Here is a 24914-nt window from a genome sequence, read left to right on the forward strand (position 1 = left end):
ATGCCGTATCAGGCCATTGTCTACTGGCGCAGCGAGCCCCAAGGGCATGGGGGCTGGCGCTGGCGGGTGTTTTCCCGGCCCGGGGATCCCGTGGCGGAGGGAACGGCGTCGTCCGTGGAGGAAGGACGCCGATCGATCCATGCCGCGCTGCGGTCCCTGGGGGTGGACCCGGATCGGGTGTTCATTGAAATCTGGGACGAAGGGGTGTGGGACAAGTGCTGAACGGAAGATCCTTCGACCACCGGGCGACGCCGAGACCATGAGTTTCTACTGTGCTTTGAGCCTATCCCGATGCCTGGTGCTGGCGGCGGACAACAAGCGGCGCATCCTGGAATTTGGAGGCCGGACCGGATCGGGGACCGCCGTGCAACCGGTGACCCTTTCGGACGCGAAAAAGATCCATGCCGTGGCCGGGGGATGGTGGATGACCGGCGTGGGTCTGGCGGACTTTCACCGGGGCGTGCGTCGCGAGATGGCGGGCCTGGCCGACAAATGGGCTCCGGGGAAAGACGCCGTCCGAGCCCTTCTGGCGCACCTGGAAGACGGCCGCCGCGTGGCCGATCGGTGGGAAAGGCTTGCGGGGGATCCGGGGATGGATCGGCCCGCGGAGGTGGAAGCGGCCTTTCGCCCTGCCAACCAGGAAGTGGTTCTGGCCCGGTTTGATGCGCAACAAGGCGCCTGCCTGGTCCGCTTCTGTGGCCGGGAAGGGTTTCGAACCCGGGTGTACCAGGGGCCGGGTCCCATCCTTTTCGCCGGCGACCAGGAGAAGGGCGAAGACAGCGGAGAGGTAAGCAGGTACTTGGCGGGACTCTTGGGGAGACTGGGGGATCTTTCCGCCGAAGCCGTGGCGGATGCTTCGTGGGAGCGGATCCCGCCCCTTTTCCGCTGGCTGTCCGCACGCCGGCCCGACCACGTGGGTGCCACGGGGGATCTGGTGGTTCTTTGGGAAAAAGGTTCTCGCTGGTTGCTCTTCTAGCGGACGCTGGAACGGATTCGGTGGCCAGCCCGAAAGCCCGCCAGGCGTTCCATCGGGCGCCCCCTGCCTCATTCCCCGTCCCGGGCCATGGCGCAGAGCTCTCCCCTCCCGGATCAGGCGGTCAGAAAGCTTCGGGCGTCTTCCATGGCCTCAATGACCTTGACCAGATAGGAATCCAACATGGCCGGTGTGATGCCAAGTGTTTGGATCACCTCGTCGGAGTCCGGGTAGAGAAAATCTCCGGCGCTGGCACCGATACAGATGCTGTTCACCAGCCGGTTGGCCACATAGACGATGGCGGCCATGTCCTTGTGGCGTTTGGCCTGGAGCGGGTTGTGGTGGTAGCGGATGCCTGTCTGCACCTCGGACGGAAAATTCCACCGATAGGCCACGATGGCCCCCAAGTCCTGGTGGTTGATGCCGATCACCTCCTCTTCCGCTTCCAGAAAGGAAACCTTTCGTTCCTGAACCAAGAGGAAGATGGAATCAAAGTAGTCGGGCACCTGCCGATCCAGCAGTGTCTTGCCGATGTCGTGGAGCAGCCCGGCCGTGTAAATGGAAAGGACGCGGTGCCGTCCCAGGCCTTCGGCGATGATTTCCGAAGCCAGCGCCACGGCCACGGAATGGGCCCAGAGCTCCCCTTCCCGGAGGTCGTAGGCCCGGGCGCTGCCCTTGAAGTAGTGGGCGGAGCAGGCCATGAGCAGGATCTGAACCAACTGGCGCTGGCCCAGCACGATGATGGCGTCCCGCAGGGACCGGATCTTGTACCGGCGGGCGTAGTAAGGGGAGCGGGCGATGGCCAACAGTCGGGCGGTGATGGCCTGATCATAGCGGATCACGGCCTCGATCTGGCCGATGGGTGCCATTTGACGCAGGAGGGGGATGACGCGTGTGACCACCTTGGGAAAAGGCGGAAGGGTGTCCACGGCCTTCAACAAATCATCCAAAGCGGGTTTGGTGATCAAAACAGTCATGGCTGCTGATAATCCCTCGTCACACCGCTGCGTGACCGCGGAGGAGAAAAGCCGTCATGGTTTCTTTCCCATTGGCAGCGCCTTTCCTCCAAGCTTTTTGCACCGGACACAGCCTCTCTGGGCGCCTGTCCGAAAACGGGCTTCCGGACGTGAGACCCGGCGTGTCGGCCCTGCCAGCGCAGGGCCTGTTCTGGCTCAGGCTGGCGGCACCCGTTGCCGCGGGAGCCCCAAAACCTTTCGATCGCCCCCAAAGGGATCCGCCTGGGGCCGTTTGGGGGCGGCCGCCTATAAAGGCGGCAGCAGATTGAAATCCTTGCCGTGCTGGGTTTCTTCCAGGGCCTCCAAGTCTTCGATGATCTGCTGAACCTCCTTGGGGGAATCCGACAGGTCTCTGGCCTTTTTCAAGAGCTGCAGGGCCGCCTGCAGGTAGATGCCCACTTTGGTCCGCCGTACGTCATGTTCGGTGCCGATCCAAATGGTATAAGACCGATCGTCGTGCTCCACGGTGAAGCTGCCCACGCCTTTGGCGAAGCGTCCCAGGGCCTGAAGCACCGCCACCACCTTCTTGTGGGTCTGGGACTCGAGCACCCCTTCCATGTCGATGCGGAACTTGCCGGTGGGTTCTTCGAATTCCACCACCTGCAGGGAATCGGACTCGTCCAGAGACTGGGCTGTCTGGCGGAGAAAGCGCAGCAAAGGGCCCAGTTCCTTGCCTCGAGACGGGTCCAGCAGAACGGATCCATAATACGATGCGAAGACTTCCATCTATCTATACACTCCCCCCATCTATTCGGTCGGCCGGTCCAAAAACTTGAGAAAAGAGTGAGGCTCCTGGCCCATTGCGCTCCCCAGGCCCCTGCTTATCTTAAAGCTATTCTTGCAATTGTCTAAACTTTTTGGCCCAACGCCCCCCAAGAAGATGGGCGAGGCCGGGGAGAGGAACGGAGCCATGCTGAATCTGGAGCAACTCAAGCAAAGGCGGGATCTGGTGGACAACATCGACTGGGACATGACCCCCGAGAAGGCGGTGGAGACCTATCTGGAGTGGGGGACGGGCTGGTCCCGCAAGGGGGATGCGGCCACCGTGGTGGGACAGGAATCCCTGTACTTCGTCATCTACGACTGGGAAGAACCGCCGCAGGTGACCCTGGTACGACGCGATTCCCAGGGCATGGACGAACTGGCCAAGGTGCCGGTGCCGGCGGAGCTGGTGCGACAAGCCGTCGAAGACGCCGGAAGAAAGCCGGGGGTGGGAGTCTACGCCATCACGGACCCCATCCGGGCATGGCTCCAGGAACGCCTGGGGGCTTGATGCACGCCGCATCGGTTCGGATTCCATGCCCTGCCGAGCAAACAGTGGAACGGAGGGGATCTCTTTGGCTGGAAGCACCGAGAGGGGCCATGCGCATGGCCGGATCCCGGGGAACAATTGTCGGAGGCCCAGATGGACCAAGAGGAAGCGTGCCCCTTGGTCCGGAATGGTCCCAGGTTCCAACGCGCCAAAGAGAGGCCGTCCGAGAACGCCCCGGTTGCCCCATTCTTGTGCGGACGGAAGGTTGGGACTGCGGGGCGGGCCTTTAAGCAGTAGGGGCGGGTCCCGAACCCGCCCCTAAAAAGAACATCACCTGGCCCAGTTGAAGTGCGTTTGTCAGAAAGGCCCAAAAAGGCCATGGTCGAATAGGTTCCCCAAAAGGAAAAGGCCAAGCGGTGGGGCTGTACCGCTCGGCCTTCTCGAGGAGGAAAGAGTTGGTTTCTCTTGCCCCCTATGCATAAGCAATCGGTGTGCCAGGAAAGGAAAAAATGTGTGAACGCCCCATCCCTCTGCCTTTCCTTCCCTTCCCCCTCGCCATTCCAACCGCACCCACTCGCCCAATCACGACATGAAGGGCAGATACGCGCCATAATCGCGCCATAAACCCGCCATAACGCGACATCTTCCCCGACCGTTCACGAGAGGTGCCGAAAGAGGCGGCGCCACCAGGGTCGTTTCAATAATTCCAGCTCCGTTTCCAGACGGGCGATCCGGGCTTCCTTTTCCATGAGCAGGGTGTCCTTTTCGGTGAGTTCGGCCCGGTAGCGTTCCAGCAGGGCCACCTGGGCCCGAAGGCGGCCCAGCTCTTCGTGCAACTGGGCCCCGGTTTGGGAGGACGCAGGGGGCGCCTGGGCCTCCAGCGGGGGCGGAGCCGGCTTGGCCTCCTGGGCTTCTTCTTCCTTGGCGTCCTCAGGGTGGCGGGCCTGTTCCACGAGGGCGCGAACTTCCTCGGCCGGGATGAAGACGCGCCGTCCCCGGCGGATCTCCTCCAGCTTTCCGGTCTCGGCCAGGTAGGCTTCCAGGACCTCGCAGGACACGCCCAAGGCTTTTGCCGCCGCTTTGACCGTCATTCGAGCCATGGTTCTCCTGCCGTTTCCAAGAGGGTCAGCTGGTTTGGTCCGCTGAGGGCCGGTAGGGCCCACGCGGGACCTTTGAACTTTCTTTTACCATCAAGGCCAACTATAACAAAACAAATAGGATACGGAACGATGGCCGGCCCTCTCCTTGGGGTGGGCCGGGCCCTGCGGGGAAGAGGATGAACCCACATTGTGTCAGACTCCTGACGCTGCTTCGGGAACGGCGCGGCGTGGATTTCAGCGCGTACCGGCCGGCGGCCTTTGAGCGGCGCTGTCGCAGCCGGGCGGATGCGCTGGGGCTTTCTTCCCTGAGCGACTATGCGGCGTATGTGGAGGCCCATTGTCAAGAGGTGGACGCCCTGCTGGATGCGCTCACCGTCAAGGTGACCTCCTTTTTCCGCGACCCGTGGGTCTTTGAACTTCTGGCCCACCGGATCCTGCCCGGGGTGATCGCCGAAAAGGGGCGGCGCGAAGAACGCCTGTTTCGCGCCTGGTCGGCGGGATGCGCCACCGGGGAGGAGGCCTATTCCATTGCCATGACGGTCATGGAGCAGGGGGCTGGAGAGGTGCTCGTGTTGGGCACGGATCTGGACGCCAAGGCCCTGGAGGTGGCCCGGCGGGGGTATTATGGGGAATCGAGCTTGAGCAACGTGCGCCTTGGATTTCTCCGGGCCTATTTCCAGGCGGAAGGGGACGGCTATCGGGTGACGGAACGGGTGCGGCGGCGCGTGACCTTCGCCGTGGACGATCTGCGCGGCGGCAAGCGGCGGGTGCCGAGTGAGGCCGTCTTTGCGGGGTTCGATCTGGTGTCCTGCCGAAACGTTCTCATCTATTACGAAAAGGAAGCCCAGGAGGCGATCGTGTCCCGGCTGCACCAGGCCATCGGGCCCGGAGGTCTTTTGGTGTTGGGGGAGGTGGAAAGGCTTCCCGCGGCCTTCTCCCGGGACTTCCTTCCGTTGATCTCATGGTGCCCTATCTACCGGAGGAACCATTGAAAACGGGTCCCCCAATGGCCTTCCGGCTGCTTGGGGATTTTTAATAGATTGAAATTCCGCTGTGCCTTGGGGGGGCGGGTTTTGAACCCGCCCCTGGCGAGCCGTTCCGTGACGGGTCCTGGCATCGCACAGCGGACGGCTCACCTCAACCTGTCGTTCCAACCCGGGGAGATCCCATGAAAGCGCTCTTTCACTTCCGCAGCATGAAGCTTCGACTGGCCTTTTGGCTGGCCTTGATGGGCGGTGTGTCCCTCTTGGTCCTTGGGGCCGTCTGGTTCCAGCTTTACCAAGCCCAATATCGAGTCCAGGAGGAAGGACGGCTCGTGGACCGCCATGTGCGCTCTCTGGCCGCCCTGGACCGGTGGACGGAAGACCTGACGTCCACGCTTTCGGTCCTGGCCGAAACTCCCCTCTATGGCGATCCCCACCGGGCCCGTGCCGCGGAGGATCTTCTTTCCGTGATGGCCCGGACCCTTCCCTCCGTGGGCCATCTTTTTCTCGTGGATGCGCAGAGCGGTCGGGTGTGGGCCTCTTCCGATCCCAAGCGCCTGGGGCGGGATCTTTCCGGGGATCCCTGTGTTGCCCGCACCTTGCAATCCGGCACCCCGGTCATCGCTGTGGTGCATGGGGATCGGCCCGGCGACGCCTTGCACGTGGAGGCTTGCGTTTCCGCGCGCAGTTCGGAAGTGGGACGGCCCGGAGCGGTGTTGATGGCAACCCTTTCCACCCGGGCCTTTGCCTGGATGAAGCCCCACCATGTCCCGGAAGGTCAAGGGGCTACCTATCTGCGCATGGGAGACCGGTTTTACCGCATGGAGGACGGACGTTGGGAACGACCGCCGGTGGGCTTGGATGAAAGCGCGGTGGGCGGTGGGGCTCGCCTGAAACGGCTCCGGGATGCGGCGGGGCGGGCCTTCTACGGGGTGGCTTCGCCTGTCGCCGGGACCGACTGGAGCCTTTGGACCCTCGTCGATGCGGCTGCCATCGACGGTCCCGTGGCGTCCCTTCGGGCCCGCATGGTGGCGTCCACCGTGCTCGGGGCCTTGTTGCTGCTGGGCGCCGGCTTTGTTCTGGCCCGCCGGATCGCGCACCCGCTGGAGGCCATGGCCCGGGTCTCCCGACGGGTCCAGGAGGGCGATCTGGGGGCGCGATGTGAAGTCAACCGGCCGGACGAACTGGGCGTTCTGGCCCTTTCTTACAACCATGTGCTGGATTCCCTCGGCAACCGGCTGGAAAGGCAAAGGCAGGTGGCCGCCCTGCACGAAACCATGGTGGCGGCGGTGGATCTGGACGCCTTCGTCCATTCGGTTTTGGGGCGGCTCATGGAGATGACCGAGGCCCAGGCGGGGGCGTGCCACGTCCTGGATTCCCGGACGGAGCGCTTCGAGCCTCAAGCGTGGCAAGGCCTGGATAAGGAACGGCTGGCCTCTTTCGATGCGGCTTCCGCCGACGGGGAGCTGGGCCGGGCCGTGGCGACTCAATCGGTGGTGCATGTGACGGACGTCTCTCCCGACACCCGTTTCATCTACAAGGCCGTGGCGGGAGGCGTGGTTCCCAGGGAATGGCTGAGCGTGCCGGTATCGGACAACGGCCGGGTTCGGCTTGTCTTCTCCCTGATCCGCCTGGCTCCCTTTCGTCGGGAATCCCTGGAGCTTGTGGAAGAAGTCCGGCACGCCCTGGATACGGCCTGCGCCCGGGTGGTGGCGGTGCAGGAGATCCAGGACCTCACGGACCTCCTTTCGGAGCGCAACCAGGAACTGGAAAGCCAGAAAGAAGAACTGCAGAACCAATCGGAAGAGCTGGCCGAGCAGGCCGAGGAACTCCGGCTGCAGGCCGAAGAACTGCGGGAACAGAACGTGGAGTTGGAATTGCAGCAGCGCCGACTCCAGGAAGCCAACCGCCTGAAGGACGAATTTCTTTCCAACATGAGCCATGAGCTGCGAACGCCTCTCAATTCCATTCTGGCCCTGTCCCGTGTTCTGGACAACCGGCTGGGGGCCGATCTGTCGGAAGAGCACCGACGATTCCTGCATATCATCGAACGAAACGGCCGGGTCTTGCTGGGTCTCATCAACGACATCCTCGATCTGTCCAAGGTGGAGTCGGGAAACATGGACGTCTTTCCGGAGGCGGTGTCTGTGCCGGCCTTGGTGGAAACCGTGGTGGAAAATATCCGGCCCCTGGCGGACAAGAAGGGACTGGAGGTGAAGGTGAGCCTGGCTACCGAGCTGCCCACCGTGGAGACGGACGCCAAGAGGCTCTACCAGATTCTCCAGAACCTGGTGGGAAACGCCGTCAAGTTCACCGAGTCGGGCCATGTGGAAATCTCAGCGCGCCCGGACGGTGATCAGGTGGTGCTGGCGGTCCGGGACACGGGAATCGGCATCGCGGCCGAAGATCTTCCGCACATATTCGACAAATTCCGCCAGGCGGATGGGACCACCTCCCGCAGATTCGAAGGAACGGGCCTGGGCTTGGCCATTGCCAAGCGGCTTTCGGAGCTTCTCGGGGGGGATCTCGGGGCGGAAAGCCGGCCGGGCCAGGGATCGGTCTTCACGCTGCGACTGCCCGTGTCGTGGCAGGGAACAGGGCAGGTCATGGCCCCGGCCTCCTTGCAGCGCGTTTCCGAGGAGTCGGGCCCGGAGGTCGTGGTGGTCGAAGACGACGAGCAGGTGCGGGGCAACCTGGCAGGGTGGCTGAAAGAGGCGGGTTATTCCGTGCGGGGATTCGCTTCGGCCCAGGAGGCCCTGGAGGCCTGCCGGCGGAAGGCGCCGGCGGCCATCGTCATGGACGTGATCCTGCCCGGAATGGATGGATATGAAGCGCTGCGGCGCATGAGAAAGCAGCCGGAACTGAAGGATGTGGCGATCCTGATCATGTCTGCGGCGCGTGACGGGGGGACCGCCAAGCTGCTAGGCGCCGACGGATTCGTGGGAAAACCCTTGAAGCGGGAACGTTTGCTGAGTTGCCTGCGGAGCGTGCTGCAAGGCCGCGGCAAGGATTTCGATCCCGCGGCGAAACGCCTGCTGGTGGTGGAAGACAACGAGACGGCCGTGTTGCATCTGTGTTCCATTCTGGAGAGTGCGGGCTATCGGCCGGATGTGGCCCGTACGTGTGCAGAGGCCCTGGATTATGTGGACCGGGTCCGCCCGGATGGGATCATTCTGGACCTCATGATGCCCGATGTGAGCGGCCTGGATCTGCTGGAGCGGATCCGCCAGCGCAGCGATCTGCAAGAGGTGCCCGTGCTGGTCCTGACCGCCAAGGAACTTACCGCCCAGGATTGGGAGCGGCTCGAGAGCAACCACATCTTCCAATTGATCCCAAAGGGGGATGTGGATGGCACGGAACTTCTGGAAAAGATCCGAACCATGCTTTCGGGGCCGGAGAAGAAGGTGGAGGGGGCCGCTGCCCAAGGGGCGGTCAACCGCCAAACGGCCCGGGACCGTTCTTCCCGGCCCAGGATCCTGGTGGTGGAGGACAATCCGGACAATCGCGTCCTGTTCCACGCCATCTTGGATGAGCACTACGAGGTGCGGGACGCGGAAAACGGTCGCGAGGGCTTGCGGCTCATCGGCCAATGGCGTCCGGACCTGGTCTTGCTGGACATGTCCCTTCCGGAGATGAGCGGCTATGAGGTGGCCCGGCGGGTGAAAGCGGATCCCAACGTCCGGACCATCCCGCTCATCGCCGTTACGGCCCATGCCATGCCGGCGGATCGAAGGAAGAGCCGGGAGGCGGGTTGTGACGATCACCTGTCCAAGCCCTTCCAGGTGGAGGAACTGTTGGCGCTCGTGGGCCGATGGCTGCGTTCCGGAGCCCGGCCTGAAGGAGAAACGCCCGACCGGAACTTGTGAGTGCAGCGTCCATGCCGTTAACGGAAGGCGGCATCCAGGGTATCATTTGAAAGAGGACCTGGGCGAGGCAGGAAGCAATGGACAATGGGGATTGAAAAGGGATCAACGGAGACGGAAAATGACGGACCTGGCCAAACGTTTTCATGAGGAATTGGGCATTCGGATTTCCGCCTGCTACGAGGCGCTGCTCCAACACCACAACAGCCATCTTTCTTCCGATCCCCTCACCGAACCCGGTTGGATCCCGGGCCTGGGGAACGCCGATTTCGCCATCGGAACCACCCAGACCTTCCGGTCCCTTTTCCCGGACTTTCCCCACCACTGGATTGTGGTCGGCTACGGGGGAAAGAAGCTCATGGAAAAGATCGGGGAAGAGATCGACGTCTACATAGCCCTGGACGTCAACGACGACAGCGTCCATCGGGTGGATTCGCTGGGCAAACAGAGTCCGGAGGCGCCGCACTTCCGGCAATGGCTGGCCCATCAGCTCGCACGAGCCCTGTGGGAACGCACCCACAGAACCCATCTTTTCGTGCTTGGGGCCCGATCAGAAAAGGCGATCCAGGATGTGCGGGAACGATTGGTGGCCCTGCATCGGCAAAAGGCCCTGGAACTGGAATCTTTGGTGGTGCTCCGGCGGGGGGATTCGGGAGAGCTGAAAATAGAACACGTGCAGCATGTCGGCATCCGCGAGGCGGCCGCCGGAGGGGTGGCCGGATTCCTGTTGGGGGCGCTCTTTCTCCACCCGCTTTTGGGGGCTGCCATCGGCACCGTGGCGGGGGCCGCGGTGGGCGAAGAGGCGTTTCCCCTGAGCCACGTGGGCCTGGAGGACGATTTCATCAGGGAGCTGGCCTGCACGGTGCTTCCCGGCACCTGGGCGCTGTTGGTGGTGGCCCAGCATCTCAAGGTGGATCTTCTGGGAAGGGATCTGAAGCAGGTGGGGGTGACGGTGCTGACCACGTCTTTGAGCCGCCGGGGAGAAGAGCGGCTCCGCCAGGTCCTGGAGGGCGAAGGCGACGGGTGAGGTCTCCCACGACGGTCCATTGGGAGAAAGCGGCGGGGAAGGGGGCTCGCCCCTGCGAGGCGGAGCCCTTCCTTATTCCCGGGGCTGTACCAGGGATCAACCTCCCGCGAAAGGCTGGGGGGAGGAGGCGTCGTCGACGCAATTTTTGAGCTCTTCTGGATCGGCGTTCTTGGCATCTTTCAGGGCGTTGGCAGGGCAGATGAATTCGTTCCCGGCGCGGTCCTTGACCCAGACGAACTGCTGACGGCTTTTGGGTTCATTCACATCGCTCATGATGCTTCTCCTGTTTGAAGGGTTGGCAATAAGGACTTTCTTGGAACAGCTGAACTGAGAAAAAGGCAACGACCCGCCCGCCAGGGGACAATGCTCAGAAAAGACCAGTCAAATACCAGGTCTCAAGGGGTATGGACGGAGCGATGCGCATTCTTCTCTTTGCCGGCAAAGGCGGTGTGGGCAAGACCAGTGTGGCCGCGGGAACCGGGATCCTTCTGGCGGAAAGGGGGCTCAAGACCCTGGTCATGTCCCTGGATCCCGCCCACAGCCTGAGCGATGCCTTCGATCTGGACAAGCGCCTCATGGACGTGAATCGGGGCCGGCCGGTGGCCGTGGCCGATCGGCTATGGATCCAGGAACTGGACGTGCATGAGGAGATCGAAAAGCATTGGGGGGAGGTGCATCAATATCTGAGTCTGTTGCTCAACGTTTCCGGGCTGGACCAGGTGCTGGCGGAAGAATTGGCCATCCTGCCCGGCATGGAGGAGGTGAGCGCGCTTCTCCACGTGAACCGCTATGCCCGGGACCGGGCCTACGACGTTCTAATCCTGGACTGTGCCCCCACGGCGGAATCCATCCGCTTTGTGAGCGTCCCCAAGGCCCTGGAATGGTACATGGAAAAGATCTTCCGCATGGAACGGACCCTTTTCCGCGTGGCGCGCCCGATGGTCCGGCGCGTCTCGGACGTTCCCCTTCCCGAAGACGCCTACTTTGAATCCATCCAACGGCTCTTCCATCGGCTGCGCGGTGTGGACACCCTCCTGAGCGATTCCCGGACCACCTCCGTTCGGCTGGTGACCAATCTGGAAAAGATGGTCATCCGGGAGACCCAGAGAAGCTTCATGTTCTTTTCTCTGCACCAGTTGAACATCGACGCCATCATGGTCAATCGAGTGCTCCACCAGGAATCCGACGATCCCTTTGTCAAGTCCTGGGTCGAGCAGCAGCGATCCAACCTGCAATTGGTGACCGCAGCCTTTCAACCCCTTCCCGTGTTGCAGGCGCCCTACTACGAGCGGGAAACGCTGGGCTACGAGCGCCTGAAAGCGCTCGCCCGGGCCATCTACGGCGACACCCCGCCTCACCACGCCCTCTATCGGCACCAGCCCGTGAGCTACGCCTACGAAGACGGGCGCCCCAGGGTGCACATCCATTTTCCCTTTGTCAGTCGCCACGAGATCCAGCTCACCAAGGTGGGCGACGAACTGATCATCCGCATGGGAGCCTTCAAGAAAAAACTGGTGCTGCCCCGCGCCTTCGCCAGGCTCGAGCCGGAGAAGGCGCGGCTGGAGGAGGACACCTTGACCATCACTTTCGGAGGGGATCATGGGCCCTGATGAAGAGCAAAAGAAAGGATCGGAGCATTCCGAAAGCCCTCGGTGCCACTGCCCCATGTGCCGCATGATGGATGCCCTGGGCGGGGCCAAGCACCGTGGCGGTCCCTTTTGGGACCATTGGACCAATGCGCGCATCGAGGTGCTGCGGGCCATGCGCAGCCTGATCGACGAGCGCATCGATCACCTGGAAAAGAAGAAATCGGGCGGGAAGGAAAAGAAGGCCACCAAGATCCAGGTGGAATAGACGGGAAGCCGGTTCGAAAAAGGCTTTCCGGATCAAGCGACCGAACGAATTGCCATGACCTGTGTGGCCGCCGGGCTTCCGGCCCGTGGAAAGAAGCCATCGCCATCCCGTGAGGCGGAATCGGATGGCCCCACGACGCCCGGACACTGGCCCGAAGGCCTTGCAGGGCTGCGGGGGGACAAATGCCTTCCTTCCCAGCCTTTTCACACGGCCTCTCAGCGCCCGATCTTGGGGTTGAGCTCCTCCCGCAGCCAGTCGGCGAACAGGTTGATGCCCACCACCAGCAGGATGAGGGCGGCGCCGGGGAAGACCACCATCCACCACATGCCGGCGTAGATGTAGTTCTTGCCGATGGAGATCATCATGCCCAGGCTGGGCTCAGTCAGCGGCACGCCCACCCCCAGAAAGCTCAGGGTGGCTTCCAACATGATGACCACGGCCAGGTCCACGGCCACCACCACCAGGATGGGCGGGATGGCGTTGGGCAGGACGTGGCGTGCCAGCAGCCGAAAATCCCGGGCTCCCGTGGCCTTGGCGGCCATCACATAGGCTTCTTCTTTGACCTCCAGCACGCTGCCGCGCATGGTGCGCGCGTAGCGCACCCAGTCGGCGATGGAGATGGCGGCGATCACCGTGCCCAGGCCGGTCTTTTTGAAGACGCCCAGCAAGAGGATGGCCAGGAGCGTGGTGGAAAAGGAAAAGACCGTGTCCGCCAGGCGCATGGCCAGCGCATCGATCCAACCGCCGTAGTAGCCGGCCACAAGGCCCATGAGCACACCGAAGGTGCCGGCGATGAGCACCACGCTGAAGCCCACGATGAGCGACGTGCGACAGCCGTAGATGATGGTGCTCAAGATGTCCCGGCCCTGGTCGTCGGTGCCCAGCACGAACGGGGCCTGCCCTCCCTCCATCCAGATGGGCGGCTTGAGGAAGTGTTCCAGGCTGACCTGCTCCAGATCATAGGGATTTTGCGGGGTGATCCAGGGGGCGCCCAAGGCCGCCACGATAAACAGAAGCAGGATCACGCTGCCGGCCACGGCGGGCGGATCGTGCAGAAAACTGTGCAACATCTTGGATCGGGTGCGCGGTTTAGTCATAGCGTATCTTGGGATTCAAGACGGCATAAAGGATATCCACCACCATGTTGATGGTGATGATGAGAAACGCCGCCAGCATGATGTAGGTGACGATCACCGGCTGGTCCGTCTCATAGATGGACTGGAGCAGCAGGTTGCCCATGCCGGGCCACTGGAAGATGGTCTCAGTGACGATGGAAAAGGCGATGAGCTCTCCGAACTGAAGGCCCGCCATGGTGACCACGGGGATCAGCACATTGCGCAGGGCGTGCTTGACGATCACCTTGCCCGGCGGCAGCCCCTTGGCCCAGGCGGTCTTGATGTATTCTTCCGCCAGCACCTCGCGCATGCCGGCTCGGGTGAGCCGCAGCAGCACCGCCAGCTGATACATGGCCAGGGTGGTGGCGGGAAGCACCAGATGTCGGAGGCCGTCGGCGGTGAGCAAGCCGGTGCGCCAGAAGCCGATCTGCACCGTTTCTCCGCGGCCGAAGGGCGGCAGAATGCCGATGTAGACGGCGAAGATCATGATGAGCAGCACGCCGGTGAGGAAGGTGGGCACCGAGATGCCGCCGAGAGATCCGGCCATGATGAGGCGACTGGGCCAGGAGGAGGGGTTGAGGCTCACGGCGACCCCCAGGCCGATGCCCAGGGTCAGGGCAATGAGCATGGCCGCGCAGGCCAGCTCGAAGGTGGCCGGAAAGCGTTCCAGGATGAGCCCCAGGGCCGGCACCCGGCTCACGTAGGACTTGCCGAAGTTGCCGTGCAGCGCGTTCCAGATGAAGCGCCCGTACTGCACGTAGGTGGGTTGATCCAGGCCGAAGGCGCGCCGCACCTCTTGGATCTCCTGCTGGGTTGCGTACTTTCCGGCCATGGTCAGGACCGGATCGCCCAGGTAGCGAAAGATGATGAAACAGATCATGGAGACGGCCAGCAAAACGACCACGCCTTGAACCAAGCGTCTGAGGATGTAAGTGGTCATAGATCGCTTTCACGGTTTCGGGTGTGGTGTGCCGGTGCCCCGGGCGGGGCGGCGCGGCCGCCCTACCGCGGGGGCTTTCGGGGATCCACCGGCTGAAAAAAGCCCTACTTCACACCGATTTCCTTGTACACTATCCAACGGTCCGGACGAGGCTGGAAGACGATGCCTTTGCCCTTTTGCATGGCGTACAGGTCTTCCTGGTAATGGAGTGGGATCCAGACGATCTTTTCTTCCATGGCGTACCGGTTGAGCTCTTCCAGGGCCTTCTTGCGCTGAGCCGGGTCCACCATATCGGCGGTGGCCTCGAGCATCTGGTCCAGCTTGGGATCGCTGTAGGAGGCGCCGTTCAGGCCGCCGAAGCCCGCGGCGTCATCGCGGGTGTGAGCCAGCTTGAAGTAGGTGCGGCCCATGTCGAAGGTCCCGTCGAACCAGCCGATCAGGTAGAACTGGAGCTTCCCTTCGGCCACCTCCGGGAAGAAGATGGATTTGGGTTTCACGTCCAGTTTGACCTTGATCCCCACCTTGGCCAGGTACTTGGCCACCGCCTCGGCGATCTTTTCGTCCTGGACGTACCGGTCGTTGGGACCGGTCAAGGTGATTTCAAAGCCGTTCTCGTAGCCTGCTTCTTTGAGCAGCTTCTTGGCGCCTTCCGGATCGTAGGGCAGGCGCTGGATGGCGGCGTTGTAGCCGATGGTGGGAGGATCGGGGATCTGGGCCGCCGGGGTGGCGTGGCCGCGCATCACCTTCTGGATGATCTCATCCTCGTTGATGGCCATGTACATGGCCTTACGCACGCGAATGTCGGACCAGGGATCCCCCGGCTTGTTGCCCAGAGCCAGGAAGATGGACCGGCGGGCCGGGCGGCTGATGACTTGCAGCTTGGGGTTGGCCTGGATCTTGTCGAAGAGCTCCACCGGGACGCCGGTCATGATGTCCGCCTGGCCGGAGACCAGCGCGGCGAAACGGGTGGAAGCCTCCGTGATGGGACGCACCTCCACCTTCTTGATGGCGGGGGCCCCTTCCCAGTAGTTTTCGTTGGCCTCCATGCGTACGTAAGAGCCCTTGACCCATTCCACCAGCTTGTAGGCGCCGGTGCCGATGGGATGGATCATGACGTCGCCCGGGTCGCGCTTCTCGGTGGATTCTTTGTCCATGATGAAGATCTGGTGCAGGTTGTTGGCGAACCAGGGGATGGGCTTCTTGGTTTTGATCTCCACGGTGTAGTCATCGAGGATGCGGATGGAATCGATGGACTTGCCCGTGTTCAAAAATTCGGACACTTCCGGGTTTTTCAGCCGTTCGAAGGTGAACTTCACGTCTTGAGCGGTGAAGGGGTTGCCGTTGTGAAAGGTGACCCCCTTGCGCAGGTAGAACCGCCAGGTCAAGAGATCCGGATGCTCCCACCGCTCCGCCAGGGCCGGCATCAACTTGCCGTCCGGGCCCTTGCGCTGCAAGAGGCCGTCGAAGAAATTGGCCATGAAGGACAGGCCGGCATCGGAGTCGTCTCCGTGCGGGTTCATCATGCGCGGCGGCGTGTCCACCGCCGCCACCAGCGAGGTTTCCGCCGCGGCCGGCGCCGCCGCCAGAAGCCCCAGCGTCATGAGGCCGACCAAAAGCATCGCCATCTTGCTCTTCATCGCTGCTCCCCCTTTCTTTCGTTGAAAGTTGACCCTATGTGTCTTGCCGCGATCGGCCCCCCATGGCCCCGACCGCGGCCTCACCCCCCGCAGGGATCATCAGGTGCTCAGCTGTGGAGAAAACACCGGACCTGATGATCGCCGGCCAAAGTCTTGAGTGGCGGGCGCTCCTTGTCGCAGATGTCCAGGCGCTTGGGGCAGCGCGGATGAAAATGGCAGCCCGCCGGTGGATGGATGGGACTGGGCACATCGCCCTGGAGCAGGATCCTGTGGCGGGTGGCCTTGGGATTCGGAACGGGCACGGCGGAAAGCAGCGCTTCCGTGTAGGGGTGCTTGGGGTCGTTGTAGATCTGTTCGTAGGTGCCCATTTCCACGATCTTTCCCAGGTACATGACCGCCACCCGGTCGCAAATGTATTCCACCACGGCCAGATCGTGGGCGATCAGGATGTAGGAAAGCCCGAATTCGCGCTGCAGGTCCAGAAGCAGATTGATGATCTGGGCCTGGATCGACACGTCCAGGGCGGACACCGGCTCATCTCCGATGACGATCTTGGGGTCCAGGGCCAGGGCGCGGGCGATGCCGATGCGTTGCCGTTGACCGCCGGAGAATTCGTGGGGATAGCGGCGGCCGTGTTCGGGGGACAGCCCCACCTTTTCCAGCAGAAAAGCGATGCGTTCGCTGCGCTCGCGTCCCCGGTAGAGCCCGAAGGTGTCCAGGGGATCCGCCAGGATCTGGTTCACGGTCATGCGCGGGTTGAGCGACGAATAGGGGTCCTGGAAGACGATCTGCATCTCGCGGCGCAACCGGCGCAGCTCCTGGGCCTTCAGCCGGGTGATGTCCTGGCCGTTGTAGAGGATGCGCCCCGACGTGGTGGGGATCAGCCGAAGCACGCCCAGCCCGGTGGTCGTCTTGCCGCAGCCGCTTTCGCCCACAAGCCCGAGGGTTTCTCCTTGGCGCAGGGTGAAAGAAACGTCGTCCACCGCGTAAACATAACCCACCGTGCGGCCCAAGACGCCCCTTTTGATGGGAAAGTGAACCTTCAAGCCATCGACCTGGAGCAATGTCTTCACAGCGTTCCTCGACGGTCAGGACCCGTACAGATGGCAGCGCACCAGACGGTTCGATCCAAGATCCAGCAGTTCCGGTTCGCGTTCACGGCAAACCGCCGTGGCATGGGAACAGCGGGGCTCGAACCGGCAGCCGGGCGGCAGTTCCAGCAGTCCCGGCACCATGCCGGGGATCTCTTCCAGGTGCCGGCGTCCCTGCCGGGAGCGTTCTCCCAGCTTGGGGATGGATCGGAGCAGTCCCCGGGTGTAGGGGTGTTTGGGGTCTTCAAAGAGCGCCAGGGTGGGGGCCTGCTCCACCACCTTGCCCGCATACATCACCACCACCCGCTGGGCGACCTCGGCGATGACGCCCAGATCGTGGGTGATCATCATGACCGCGGTCTGGAAGTCTTCTTTGAGTTGGAGCATGAGGTCCAGGATCTGGGCCTGCACGGTCACATCCAGGGCCGTGGTGGGCTCGTCGGCGATGAGGATCTCCGGGTCGCAGGCCAGGGCCATGGCGATCATGGCGCGCTGGCGCATGCCGCCCGAAAGCTGATGGGGATATTCGCCCGCGCGCTTATGCGGGGCGGGAATCTGCACCTTTTCCAGCATGGCCACGGCCTGCTGCCAGGCCTCGCGGCGCTTCATGCCGCGATGGAGCTCAAACATCTCGGCGATCTGGTCCCCGATGGTGTAGACGGGATTGAGGGAGGTCATGGGTTCCTGGAAGATCATGGCGATGCGGTCCCCTCGAATCCGCCGCATGGCCGCCGGATCCAGGGTGGTCAGGTCCATGCCGTCGAACCAGATGTGCCCGCCCACGATCTTTCCGGGCGGCTCGGGGATGAGGCGCATGATGGATTGGGCGGTCACGCTTTTGCCGCAGCCGCTCTCTCCCACGACCCCCAGCACTTCCCCGCGGTCCAGATGAAAGGAGACGTCGTCCACGGCGCGCGCCACCCCCTCGAAGGTGGCAAAATGGGTCTTGAGATGCTGAATGTCCAAAAGGTGCGCGCTGTGCTGCATGGTCTTTCCCAGTGCGGGTTGGGATGCGTAAGTAAAATTTATACCATCCATGGGCCCCAATCACAAGGCGCGACCACCCGCGGGAGCCTTTGCGGCGGGAGGGAGGCCTGGGCGTGCGGGGGGAATCCTGGGGGCGGAGGAATTGTTGCCCGTTCCGTTCAAGTTTTCATCTTTCTTTTCCGATAGTTCCTTGTGAAGGGTCCGGCGCTTTCGCCCGCCCACCTGGAGGCGCCCCGGTTCGGTGGAACGGGGAGGCCGCCCGAAATGGCATGCAGCAAGAGACGAGGGAGACCATGGGCCTTTTTGCGAAATTGCGGCGTCATGCGGCGGTGGCCACGGGAAACTTCGCCGCCATGTTCCAAAAGGTGGAGATCCCGCCGCTTCCGGCGGCCGTGTCCCGGTTGGTGGCGGAGGCCAACAAGCCCGAACCCGACTTCGACGTGCTGGCGGAGCTCATCTCTTCCACCACGGGCCTTGCGGCCAAGGTCATCCAGACGGTCAATTCACCGCTCTACGGCCTGCAAAGACCCGTGACCAACGTTCGCCAGGCGGTCACCTTCCTGGGAATCCGAAACATCCGGAGCCTGGCCCTGGCCTATGCCACCATGTCGGCGCTGCCCTCCCCCCGGGATTCGCTCTTCGACGAAGAGGCCTTCTGGGCCGACTCGCTTCTGCACGCCCTCTTGGCCCGAGCCCTGTGTGCCAAGCGTTTCCAGGGCAGCGCGGAGGACGCCTTCACGGCGGGCCTGCTGGCCCACGTGGCCCTGCCGGTGCTGCTCACCGTCTGGGGGGACTACTATCGGCCCATCGTGAGCCGATGGGGGGAGGCCTCCGTGCGGCTTTCGGCCCTGGAACGGGGCCATTTCGGCTGGGACCACGCCCAGGCGGGGGCCTGGATCGTGCAATACTGGGAATTTCCCGAGGAACTGGTCTGCTATATCGGGGCCCACAACCTGGATCTGGACGATCTGGAGCGCTACGAGCTCCAGGAGACGGTGGCTCTTCCCCTGGCGGTGGCGGCCTTGGCGCCGAGCCTTCTCAAGACGGATCCGGAAAGGATTCGGGCCTTTCGGGAGTCCGCATGCCGGCGCCTCGGCCTGGATCCTGCCACCCTGGCCGCCCGACTGGAAGAGGTGAAGGATTCGTTTCATGCCCTCATGGGCCTTTTCGGGTTGCAGGTCCGGGGCGCGGAGCCCTACTTCCAGGCCCTGGAGACGGCGCAGGAGGCGGTGGAGGAGGTGGGGCATGCGTGCTAGAAACTTCCGTGTGGCGCCCGCCGGTCCTCAATCGGGACGACTGTTCCGGTTGGTGGCCTTTTTCGCTCGGTTCCAGCTTCGCATGGTGTTGCGCACCACGGCCCACATGGGCCTGGTGCTGGGCCTCTTCGTGGGATCTGCGGCCGTGACCTCCCTGGTCATCCTCACCCTGGGCGCCTACGCGGTGCGTCTGCCGTTTCTCTTCCCTCCCTTGGGGCCGTCGGCCTTCGTCCTGTTCCACACCCCCATGTCCGACCGGGCCTGTCCCCGCAACGTCCTGCTCTCCCACAGCCTGTCCGTGCTCTGCGGCGTGGGGATCCTGCGGGCCGTGGAATGGACCGGCCTCGGTTCCGTGTCGGCCTCCCCGGAAGCCTTTCGCACCATGTGGTTGGCTTCCGTGGTGCTGTCCCTGGGGGCCTCCGTGGCGGTGATGCTCGCTCTGGACTGCGTGCACCCGCCGGCAGCGGCTTCGGCCCTGATCGCCGCCATGGGCTACGTGTCGAACCCTGCGCAAATCATCGGCTTCATCTGTGCGGTGGTGTTGCTCACGGCCAACGCGGTCTTCTTCAACCGGGTGCTGGGAGGACTTCCCTATCCGCTGTGGCGGGCGGATCCCCGACTGGTGCGAAGCTACGGGGTGCTGGCCGGCATCCCCTCCGCCGGCACCGGCTACTGGCAGGAACTGGCCGCCACCATGATCACGGAACGGCGCGGGTCCTGACAGGCTGCGGTGCCTGCTGCCGCCGCAAGAGCCCCAGGCCCGGTCCTGCTTGTGGAGACGGCCGGCACAGTCTCTGGCCCATCCGGCTCAGTATTCAATGGGTACCACATCGCCCGAACTCGGGCGCAAAAGCCCGAGTCTCAATCCCTACCAACCACTATCTTTGTGCTATACCGAAAGGCGACGCGGCAATTCTCTGCCCGGAGCTGCTGAGGAGTGCCCGCCTCAGGCCCATTTTTCTTTTCTTGGCAGACTTTGGTCTCAATCTTTTTAGTGGAGCAGGCCCAACATGCTTTCCGAGGCGAGTGCCTCGGGGAAAAGGAGTACGATCGGGATCGGCGGCGACAGCTTCACCATCTTACCTATAGTCTTTGGGATGCGACGAATTTTCAAATCCCAAACAAAAAAGGACGCGAGCCTTTGGGCTGCGTCCTTTGCTTTCTGGTAGCGGGGGGAGGATTTGAACCTCCGACCTTCGGGTTATGAGCCCGACGAGCTACCTAACTGCTCCACCCCGCGCCAACGAGCACTGTTTATTAGCCCATCAGGTCGGGGAAGTCAAGGGGCAAGGATGGGCTTTTTGCGTCTTCTCAGTTCCAGGCGCGGGCGGTTCGCCCGGACGGCCGCCTGGTGCGGCGGGCGGGTCGGAAGTGCCCGGCGGCGGGCTTCTGATGCCGAGGCGGGCAGTAGTCTTCCAGGATACAGTAACTCAGGTGTTTGCCCAGGGTCCGCTTGAGGGCCGATTCCATGAAGCGGTCTTCGGCGCAGACGAAGGTGTAGGCCTCGCCGGTTTCGCAGACGCGGCCCGTGCGGCCCACCCGGTGAATATAGGCATCCACCGTGTCCGGAACGTCGAAGTTGATCACGTGAGACACCTTGCTCACGTCGATTCCCCGGGCGGCCACGTCGGTGGCCACCAGAACCCGGTAGCGGCCGCGGTGGAAGCCGTCCAGGGCGCGCTGGCGCTTGCCCTGGGTCATGTCCCCATTGAGGGCCACGGCCCGATGGCCGGCGTTGGCCAACTGCTTGGCCAGTGAGGTGGACCGGTGCTTGGTGCGCGTGAAGACGATCACACGGCCCCGGTCCAGACGGCCCAGGATGTCCTTGAGGAGGGCGCCTTTGCGGGAAGGGCCCACGGGGTAGAAGGTGTGGGTGATCGATTCCACGGGAGCCGTGGCGCCCACCTGGATCGTCCGGGGCTCGCGCATGATCGTCTTGCCCAGGGTCCGCATGGCCGACGGCATGGTGGCGGAAAAGAGCAGGGTCTGGCGCTGCACGGGAAGATGTTCCACGATCTTTCGGATGTCGGGCAGGAACCCCATGTCGAACATGCGGTCCGCTTCATCCAGCACCAGGACCTCCACGGAGCGCAGGTCCACGGTGCCCCGGTCCACATGATCCAGCAGACGGCCGGGACAGCAGACGGCGATGTCCACCCCGCGCCGGAGCGCCGCGATCTGGGGTTGGATCCCCACGCCTCCGTACAGGCTGATGACCCGAAGCCGCGTGTTTCGGCCCAGCTGTTCCAGGATGGTGCGGGTCTGTTCCGCCAGCTCCCGGGTGGGAGCCAGGATGAGGCCCCGCAGGGTGCCGCGGGGCCCCTTGAGGAGCTTCTGCAATAGGGGCAGGCCGAAGGCCGCCGTCTTTCCCGTGCCGGTCTGGGCCAGGCCGATGAGATCGCGACCTTGCAAGGCGTCCGGAAGGGCCTGGGCCTGAATGGGGGTGGGCGTGACAAAGCCCAATCGCTCAAGGTTCTTTTGAAAAACGGAATTCAGCTGGAAGTCCTTAAAATGACTCAATAGTAATCCTTTATAAAGGTTGAATTCGCGGTTGATCCCGCGGGGTGCGTCCTGGAGGCCCGAAGGAGGGCGGAGGGCGGAAGAATCCACCAAGTGGGCAGGTTCTTCTTGGGCGGGATGCGGATGCGCGCGTCCGGAGGGGATCGCGCAAAAAAACGCCCCCCGCGGGAAGCGGGGGGCGCCGTGGCGATCCGAAAGGCGTCTTACAGAACGGTCACGTTGGCGGCCGCCGGACCCTTGGGGCTTTGCTGGATGTCAAAGCTGACCCGGTCGCCTTCGTTGAGAGAGCGGAAGCCGTCGGCGTTGATAGCGGAATGGTGGACGAAGACGTCCGGACCATTGTCCTGCTCGATAAAGCCGAAACCCTTTTGATCGTTAAACCACTTCACAGTACCATTGTTCATAGCGACATTCTCCTGTCGTTTTGGATTTTCTCAAGTGTTTCAACTACTGGAGGATGTCACTTCGACGATCGAACTGGTCCTGCAGTGGAAACGGTGCCGGTTTTCTTGAAACGGCGTAACTTGAGATGTTGAAAAGCTAATGGCCTTGAGGCCCCATGGCAAGAGGGCGAGGAATGTTTTGTCCCGCGCCCCCGTCCCAGGGTCCTACAGGACGGTCACGTTGGCGGCCGCCGGACCCTTGGGGCTTTGCTGGATGTCAAAGCTGACCAGGTCGCCTTCGTTGAGAGATCGGAAGCCGTCGGCGTTGATAGCGGAATGGTGGACGAAGACGTCCGGACCATTATCCTGCTCGATAAAACCGAAACCCTTTTGATCGTTAAACCACTTCACAGTACCATTGTTCATAGCGACATTCTCCTGTCGTTTTGGATTTTCTCAAGTGTTTCAACTACTGGAGGATGTCACTTCGACGATCGAACTGGTCCTGCAGTGGAAACGGTGCCGGTTTTCTTGAAACGGGCCTGCTTGAGGTGACGCAAAGCTAACGGCATTCCGGCCCGATAGCAAGGGGAAAATGCGTTTTCGCCCAAAAAAGTTTTCCGGCACCCGGCTGAATCTTGAGTAACCATCCGCTATCACGTCTAAAATGGTGGAACCGTCACAGTATCCCCTTGGAACTGGGAACTCCCGTGCGTCTGGGATCCACCGAAGTGGCCTGGTCCAGCGCCCGCCCGCAAGCCTTGAACACCGCTTCCAGCATGTGGTGGGTGTTGTCCCCATAGGGCACATGGAGGTGCAACGTGGCGCCCGCGTGCACGCAGAAGGCCCGGAAGAATTCGGGCAGCAGCTCCGTTTCGAAGGCCCCCACCCGTTCCACCAGGGCGGGGGTCTGGAGGACCAAATAGGGGCGGTTGGGCAGATCCACCACCGCCTGGGCCAGGGCTTCGTCCATGGGAACGGACGCCTGGCCGTAGCGTCGGATCCCGGCCCGATCCCCCAGCGCCCGGCTGAAGGCCTGCCCCAGGCAGATGCCCACATCCTCCACGGTGTGATGGCCGTCCACGTCCAGATCCCCCTGGGCTCGGATGGTGAGATCGAAAAAGCCGTGGACGGCGAACAGGGTGAGCATGTGGTCGAAAAAGGCGATGCCGGTGTTCACCTCCGCCGATCCGCTCCCGTCCAGGTCCAACTGCACGGCGATGGCCGTCTCCTTCGTCTTCCGCTCGATAAAGGCGCTTCGCTTTCCTTCGCTCATTCCGTCTCCTTTTCATGACCGTCGCGCAGGGCCTGCTCCATCCATGGGGCGATCCAGCGGGTGGATCCCGCGCGGGAGCGGAACACCCCGATCCATTGCCTGAAGATTCTCCATCTCCAGGGTTCTCCAGGCTCACCTTGGCCCCACTTGCATTTCCCGTATCCTACAGTAAATTGGACGGGAACGCATCCCGGAAGCACAGCGGCCGTGGGCTCGGTCGGCTCCACCCGAAACGCTCATTCCGGTGCGCCCAACCGGCGACGGATCCAGATCGGCGCCCGCGCAGGGTGGGGAAGGGTTGGCCGAGCACGTGGAAACCGCGCTTCGGACCTCACGCCCGGTGCCTCCATCTCATTTTCACATCAACCCATGGCACGTAACCTTTCCACGGGGTATACGGAAAGCCGGTGCCCGGATCCGGTCCAATGAGCCGTTGCCCAGAACGGCATTGCCAAGCGGCATGCCACGCAGATGGAGGTGACAAGTCAATGAATCGGGAACCACTTCGGTTGTCTTTCACAGAGCCCAACCCGGGTGTGGACGAAAAGATCCGAGACCTGATGGAGGCCGTGGGGGGCATCCATGAGTCCACCTGGGTGCGCCAGATCATCCTGGCGGCCCTGAAGGCCGGACAGGAGAGCGCTTCGGCCCTGGACCTCAAGGTCATGAACACCACCTTGAAGGAGATGCGCTTTACGGCCAAGGTCTTCGGCCCCTACCGCGGGGTTCGGAAGGTGACGGTGTTCGGTTCGGCCCGAACCACTCCCGAGGAGCCGGCGTACCAGATGGCCGCCGCCTTCGGCCGCCTTCTGGCCCAGGCCGGATTCATGGTGATCACCGGCGGCGGCCCCGGCATCATGCAGGCGGTCAACGAAGGGGCCGGGCCCGAGCATTCCTTCGGCGTCACCATTCGTCTCCCCTTTGAGCAGTCCCCCAATCCCGTCCTGGCAAACAGCCCGCGGGTGATCCACTACAAATACTTCTTCAACCGGAAGGTGGCCTTCTTGAAGGAAGCGGACGCGGTGGCGCTCTTTCCGGGAGGCTTTGGAACCCTGGACGAGGCCATGGAGGCCCTGACCCTGCTGCAGACGGGCAAACGCAATCCCATGCCCCTGGTGCTCATCGATCCGCCCGAGGGCGACTACTGGCTCCGGTGGATGCACTTTCTCAAGGAAAACCTGCTGGAACGAAGCCTCATCAGCGACTCCGACTTCCATCTCTTCCACCGGGTGACGTCGCCCGAGGCGGCCGTGGCCTATATCCGGGACTTTTATCGGCGTTACCACAGCCTGCGGTATGTGGGGAACGTTCTGGTGGTGCGCCTGACGGATCCGGTGCCCGCCTCGGCCGTGGATCAATGGAACCGGGAGTTTTCCCACATCCTCGTGCCCGGCGGGTCCATCCGGGCTGGGAAGGCACTGGAAGAGGAGGCGGATGAGCCCGAGGTGATGCACTTGCCGCGGCTCTTGGTGGATTTCAATCGCAGGGATTTCGGTCGGCTTCGTCAGCTCATCGACGCCGTCAACGGCGCCTGAGGCGAGAAGGGGGGCGGGTTCCGAACCCGCCCCTGTGGAGGCGATCGGAAAGTGCTATGGGAGCCACCAGGTGCCGTGGTATTTCAACGCGTTGGAAATCACCCCA

Annotated in this window: 24 protein-coding genes and 1 tRNA gene; 11 read left to right on the forward strand and 14 right to left on the reverse strand. The window is 62.9% G+C overall.

Annotation, left to right across the window (positions count from 1 at the left end; translation table 11 throughout):
- Both B9A12_RS00645 and B9A12_RS00650 read left to right on the forward strand, forming a co-directional pair.
- The gene (locus B9A12_RS00645) at positions 1 to 222 is read left to right on the forward strand and encodes a hypothetical protein (protein ID WP_084055615.1); all 222 of its coding nucleotides are present in this window, start codon (positions 1 to 3) and stop codon (positions 220 to 222) included.
- Positions 223 to 259: 37 nt separating this feature from the next.
- The gene (locus B9A12_RS00650) at positions 260 to 976 is read left to right on the forward strand and encodes a hypothetical protein (protein WP_084055616.1); all 717 of its coding nucleotides are present in this window, start codon (positions 260 to 262) and stop codon (positions 974 to 976) included.
- A gap of 113 nt (positions 977 to 1089) precedes the next feature.
- Here B9A12_RS00650 and B9A12_RS00655 read toward each other — a convergent pair whose 3' ends face one another.
- Both B9A12_RS00655 and B9A12_RS00660 read right to left on the reverse strand, forming a co-directional pair.
- Positions 1090 to 1950 carry an HDOD domain-containing protein gene (locus B9A12_RS00655; protein ID WP_084055617.1) on the reverse strand — a complete coding sequence of 287 codons (861 nt, stop codon included), beginning with the start codon at positions 1948 to 1950 and terminating at the stop codon, positions 1090 to 1092.
- Between the two features lie 285 nt (positions 1951 to 2235).
- Positions 2236 to 2715 (reverse strand): hypothetical protein, encoded by a 480-nt coding sequence (locus B9A12_RS00660; protein WP_084055618.1) that lies wholly within the window; start codon positions 2713 to 2715, stop codon positions 2236 to 2238.
- A gap of 184 nt (positions 2716 to 2899) precedes the next feature.
- Here B9A12_RS00660 and B9A12_RS00665 point away from each other — a divergent pair, with 184 nt between their 5' ends.
- A complete protein-coding gene (locus tag B9A12_RS00665) occupies positions 2900 to 3262 on the forward strand; it encodes a DVU0772 family protein (protein WP_084055619.1) in 363 nt (120 codons plus the stop codon).
- Positions 3263 to 3897: 635 nt separating this feature from the next.
- Here the strand turns inward: B9A12_RS00665 and B9A12_RS16835 are convergent.
- Positions 3898 to 4341: a hypothetical protein gene (locus B9A12_RS16835; protein WP_170920245.1), complete on the reverse strand. Its 444-nt coding sequence runs from the start codon at positions 4339 to 4341 to the stop codon at positions 3898 to 3900.
- 176 nt (positions 4342 to 4517) lie between these two features.
- Between B9A12_RS16835 and B9A12_RS00675 the strand changes: the two genes are divergently transcribed.
- The 3 genes from B9A12_RS00675 (at position 4518) to B9A12_RS00685 (ending at position 10214) form a co-directional block, all read left to right on the forward strand.
- A complete protein-coding gene (locus tag B9A12_RS00675; RefSeq protein WP_084055621.1) occupies positions 4518 to 5333 on the forward strand; it encodes a CheR family methyltransferase in 816 nt (271 codons plus the stop codon).
- Between the two features lie 176 nt (positions 5334 to 5509).
- A complete protein-coding gene (locus tag B9A12_RS00680) occupies positions 5510 to 9190 on the forward strand; it encodes a response regulator (protein ID WP_084055622.1) in 3681 nt (1226 codons plus the stop codon).
- Between the two features lie 118 nt (positions 9191 to 9308).
- Positions 9309 to 10214 (forward strand): DUF1269 domain-containing protein, encoded by a 906-nt coding sequence (locus B9A12_RS00685; protein ID WP_170920246.1) that lies wholly within the window; start codon positions 9309 to 9311, stop codon positions 10212 to 10214.
- Between the two features lie 96 nt (positions 10215 to 10310).
- Here B9A12_RS00685 and B9A12_RS16840 read toward each other — a convergent pair whose 3' ends face one another.
- On the reverse strand, positions 10311 to 10487 hold the full coding sequence (locus B9A12_RS16840; RefSeq protein WP_170920225.1) for a hypothetical protein: 177 nt from the start codon (positions 10485 to 10487) through the stop codon (positions 10311 to 10313).
- A gap of 143 nt (positions 10488 to 10630) precedes the next feature.
- On the opposite strand from B9A12_RS16840, the gene B9A12_RS00690 reads away from it, so the two are divergent.
- A complete protein-coding gene (locus tag B9A12_RS00690; protein WP_084055624.1) occupies positions 10631 to 11824 on the forward strand; it encodes an ArsA family ATPase in 1194 nt (397 codons plus the stop codon).
- Entirely contained in the window at positions 11814 to 12068 is a 255-nt protein-coding gene (locus B9A12_RS00695) for a hypothetical protein (RefSeq protein ID WP_084055625.1), read from the forward strand. Before B9A12_RS00690 ends, B9A12_RS00695 begins: the two co-directional genes overlap by 11 nt.
- Positions 12069 to 12283: 215 nt before the next feature.
- On the opposite strand, the gene B9A12_RS00700 is transcribed toward B9A12_RS00695, so the two are convergent.
- The 5 genes from B9A12_RS00700 to B9A12_RS00720 all read right to left on the reverse strand — a co-directional run bounded on the left by B9A12_RS00700 (position 12284) and on the right by B9A12_RS00720 (position 17838).
- The gene (locus B9A12_RS00700; RefSeq protein WP_084055626.1) at positions 12284 to 13165 is read right to left on the reverse strand and encodes an ABC transporter permease; all 882 of its coding nucleotides are present in this window, start codon (positions 13163 to 13165) and stop codon (positions 12284 to 12286) included.
- A complete protein-coding gene (locus tag B9A12_RS00705) occupies positions 13158 to 14123 on the reverse strand; it encodes an ABC transporter permease (protein WP_084055627.1) in 966 nt (321 codons plus the stop codon). The genes B9A12_RS00700 and B9A12_RS00705 overlap by 8 nt, the downstream gene beginning before the upstream one ends.
- 104 nt (positions 14124 to 14227) lie before the next feature.
- On the reverse strand, positions 14228 to 15760 hold the full coding sequence (locus B9A12_RS00710) for an ABC transporter substrate-binding protein (RefSeq protein WP_084055628.1): 1533 nt from the start codon (positions 15758 to 15760) through the stop codon (positions 14228 to 14230).
- A 107-nt stretch (positions 15761 to 15867) separates the two neighbouring features.
- A complete protein-coding gene (locus B9A12_RS00715) occupies positions 15868 to 16833 on the reverse strand; it encodes an ABC transporter ATP-binding protein (protein WP_084055629.1) in 966 nt (321 codons plus the stop codon).
- Between the two features lie 15 nt (positions 16834 to 16848).
- Positions 16849 to 17838, reverse strand: coding sequence for an ABC transporter ATP-binding protein (locus B9A12_RS00720; protein WP_084055630.1), 990 nt, complete (start codon positions 17836 to 17838; stop codon positions 16849 to 16851).
- A 269-nt stretch (positions 17839 to 18107) separates the two neighbouring features.
- Here B9A12_RS00720 and B9A12_RS00725 point away from each other — a divergent pair, with 269 nt between their 5' ends.
- Both B9A12_RS00725 and B9A12_RS00730 read left to right on the forward strand, forming a co-directional pair.
- The gene (locus B9A12_RS00725; RefSeq protein ID WP_084055631.1) at positions 18108 to 19094 is read left to right on the forward strand and encodes an HDOD domain-containing protein; all 987 of its coding nucleotides are present in this window, start codon (positions 18108 to 18110) and stop codon (positions 19092 to 19094) included.
- Positions 19084 to 19815 carry an HPP family protein gene (locus tag B9A12_RS00730; RefSeq protein ID WP_084055632.1) on the forward strand — a complete coding sequence of 244 codons (732 nt, stop codon included), beginning with the start codon at positions 19084 to 19086 and terminating at the stop codon, positions 19813 to 19815. The genes B9A12_RS00725 and B9A12_RS00730 overlap by 11 nt, the downstream gene beginning before the upstream one ends.
- 442 nt (positions 19816 to 20257) lie before the next feature.
- Here the strand turns inward: B9A12_RS00730 and B9A12_RS00735 are convergent.
- The 5 genes from B9A12_RS00735 to hisB all read right to left on the reverse strand — a co-directional run bounded on the left by B9A12_RS00735 (position 20258) and on the right by hisB (position 23273).
- Positions 20258 to 20334: transfer RNA gene (locus tag B9A12_RS00735), tRNA-Met, on the reverse strand.
- A 71-nt stretch (positions 20335 to 20405) separates the two neighbouring features.
- Positions 20406 to 21614, reverse strand: coding sequence for a DEAD/DEAH box helicase (locus B9A12_RS00740; protein WP_212636776.1), 1209 nt, complete (start codon positions 21612 to 21614; stop codon positions 20406 to 20408).
- A gap of 203 nt (positions 21615 to 21817) precedes the next feature.
- Complete coding sequence (locus tag B9A12_RS00745) at positions 21818 to 22018, reverse strand: cold-shock protein (protein WP_084055633.1); 201 nt, start codon at positions 22016 to 22018, stop codon at positions 21818 to 21820.
- Positions 22019 to 22222: 204 nt separating this feature from the next.
- Positions 22223 to 22423, reverse strand: coding sequence for a cold-shock protein (locus B9A12_RS00750; protein WP_084055634.1), 201 nt, complete (start codon positions 22421 to 22423; stop codon positions 22223 to 22225).
- A 253-nt stretch (positions 22424 to 22676) separates the two neighbouring features.
- Entirely contained in the window at positions 22677 to 23273 is a 597-nt protein-coding gene (gene hisB / locus B9A12_RS00755) for an imidazoleglycerol-phosphate dehydratase HisB (RefSeq protein WP_084055635.1), read from the reverse strand.
- 488 nt (positions 23274 to 23761) lie between these two features.
- On the opposite strand from hisB, the gene B9A12_RS00760 reads away from it, so the two are divergent.
- Positions 23762 to 24808: an LOG family protein gene (locus B9A12_RS00760; RefSeq protein WP_084055636.1), complete on the forward strand. Its 1047-nt coding sequence runs from the start codon at positions 23762 to 23764 to the stop codon at positions 24806 to 24808.
- Positions 24809 to 24914: the final 106 nt, after the last annotated feature.

The sequence above is a fragment of the Desulfacinum hydrothermale DSM 13146 genome, assembly GCF_900176285.1.
GTDB classification, from domain to species: domain Bacteria; phylum Desulfobacterota; class Syntrophobacteria; order Syntrophobacterales; family DSM-9756; genus Desulfacinum; species Desulfacinum hydrothermale.

Bases quoted from the DNA above. Each gene is read 5' to 3' on its own strand.
- B9A12_RS00645 (WP_084055615.1), top strand. From the start codon at position 1: ATGCCGTATCAGGCCATTGTCTACTGGCGCAGCGAGCCCCAAGGGCAT.
- B9A12_RS00650 (WP_084055616.1), top strand. From the start codon at position 260: ATGAGTTTCTACTGTGCTTTGAGCCTATCCCGATGCCTGGTGCTGGCG.
- B9A12_RS00655 (WP_084055617.1), bottom strand. From the start codon at position 1,950: ATGACTGTTTTGATCACCAAACCCGCTTTGGATGATTTGTTGAAGGCC.
- B9A12_RS00660 (WP_084055618.1), bottom strand. From the start codon at position 2,715: ATGGAAGTCTTCGCATCGTATTATGGATCCGTTCTGCTGGACCCGTCT.
- B9A12_RS00665 (WP_084055619.1), top strand. From the start codon at position 2,900: ATGCTGAATCTGGAGCAACTCAAGCAAAGGCGGGATCTGGTGGACAAC.
- B9A12_RS16835 (WP_170920245.1), bottom strand. From the start codon at position 4,341: ATGGCTCGAATGACGGTCAAAGCGGCGGCAAAAGCCTTGGGCGTGTCC.
- B9A12_RS00675 (WP_084055621.1), top strand. From the start codon at position 4,518: ATGAACCCACATTGTGTCAGACTCCTGACGCTGCTTCGGGAACGGCGC.
- B9A12_RS00680 (WP_084055622.1), top strand. From the start codon at position 5,510: ATGAAAGCGCTCTTTCACTTCCGCAGCATGAAGCTTCGACTGGCCTTT.
- B9A12_RS00685 (WP_170920246.1), top strand. From the start codon at position 9,309: ATGACGGACCTGGCCAAACGTTTTCATGAGGAATTGGGCATTCGGATT.
- B9A12_RS16840 (WP_170920225.1), bottom strand. From the start codon at position 10,487: ATGAGCGATGTGAATGAACCCAAAAGCCGTCAGCAGTTCGTCTGGGTC.
- B9A12_RS00690 (WP_084055624.1), top strand. From the start codon at position 10,631: ATGCGCATTCTTCTCTTTGCCGGCAAAGGCGGTGTGGGCAAGACCAGT.
- B9A12_RS00695 (WP_084055625.1), top strand. From the start codon at position 11,814: ATGGGCCCTGATGAAGAGCAAAAGAAAGGATCGGAGCATTCCGAAAGC.
- B9A12_RS00700 (WP_084055626.1), bottom strand. From the start codon at position 13,165: ATGACTAAACCGCGCACCCGATCCAAGATGTTGCACAGTTTTCTGCAC.
- B9A12_RS00705 (WP_084055627.1), bottom strand. From the start codon at position 14,123: ATGACCACTTACATCCTCAGACGCTTGGTTCAAGGCGTGGTCGTTTTG.
- B9A12_RS00710 (WP_084055628.1), bottom strand. From the start codon at position 15,760: ATGAAGAGCAAGATGGCGATGCTTTTGGTCGGCCTCATGACGCTGGGG.
- B9A12_RS00720 (WP_084055630.1), bottom strand. From the start codon at position 17,838: ATGCAGCACAGCGCGCACCTTTTGGACATTCAGCATCTCAAGACCCAT.
- B9A12_RS00725 (WP_084055631.1), top strand. From the start codon at position 18,108: ATGCAGCAAGAGACGAGGGAGACCATGGGCCTTTTTGCGAAATTGCGG.
- B9A12_RS00730 (WP_084055632.1), top strand. From the start codon at position 19,084: ATGCGTGCTAGAAACTTCCGTGTGGCGCCCGCCGGTCCTCAATCGGGA.
- B9A12_RS00745 (WP_084055633.1), bottom strand. From the start codon at position 22,018: ATGAACAATGGTACTGTGAAGTGGTTTAACGATCAAAAGGGTTTCGGC.
- B9A12_RS00750 (WP_084055634.1), bottom strand. From the start codon at position 22,423: ATGAACAATGGTACTGTGAAGTGGTTTAACGATCAAAAGGGTTTCGGT.
- hisB (WP_084055635.1), bottom strand. From the start codon at position 23,273: ATGAGCGAAGGAAAGCGAAGCGCCTTTATCGAGCGGAAGACGAAGGAG.
- B9A12_RS00760 (WP_084055636.1), top strand. From the start codon at position 23,762: ATGAATCGGGAACCACTTCGGTTGTCTTTCACAGAGCCCAACCCGGGT.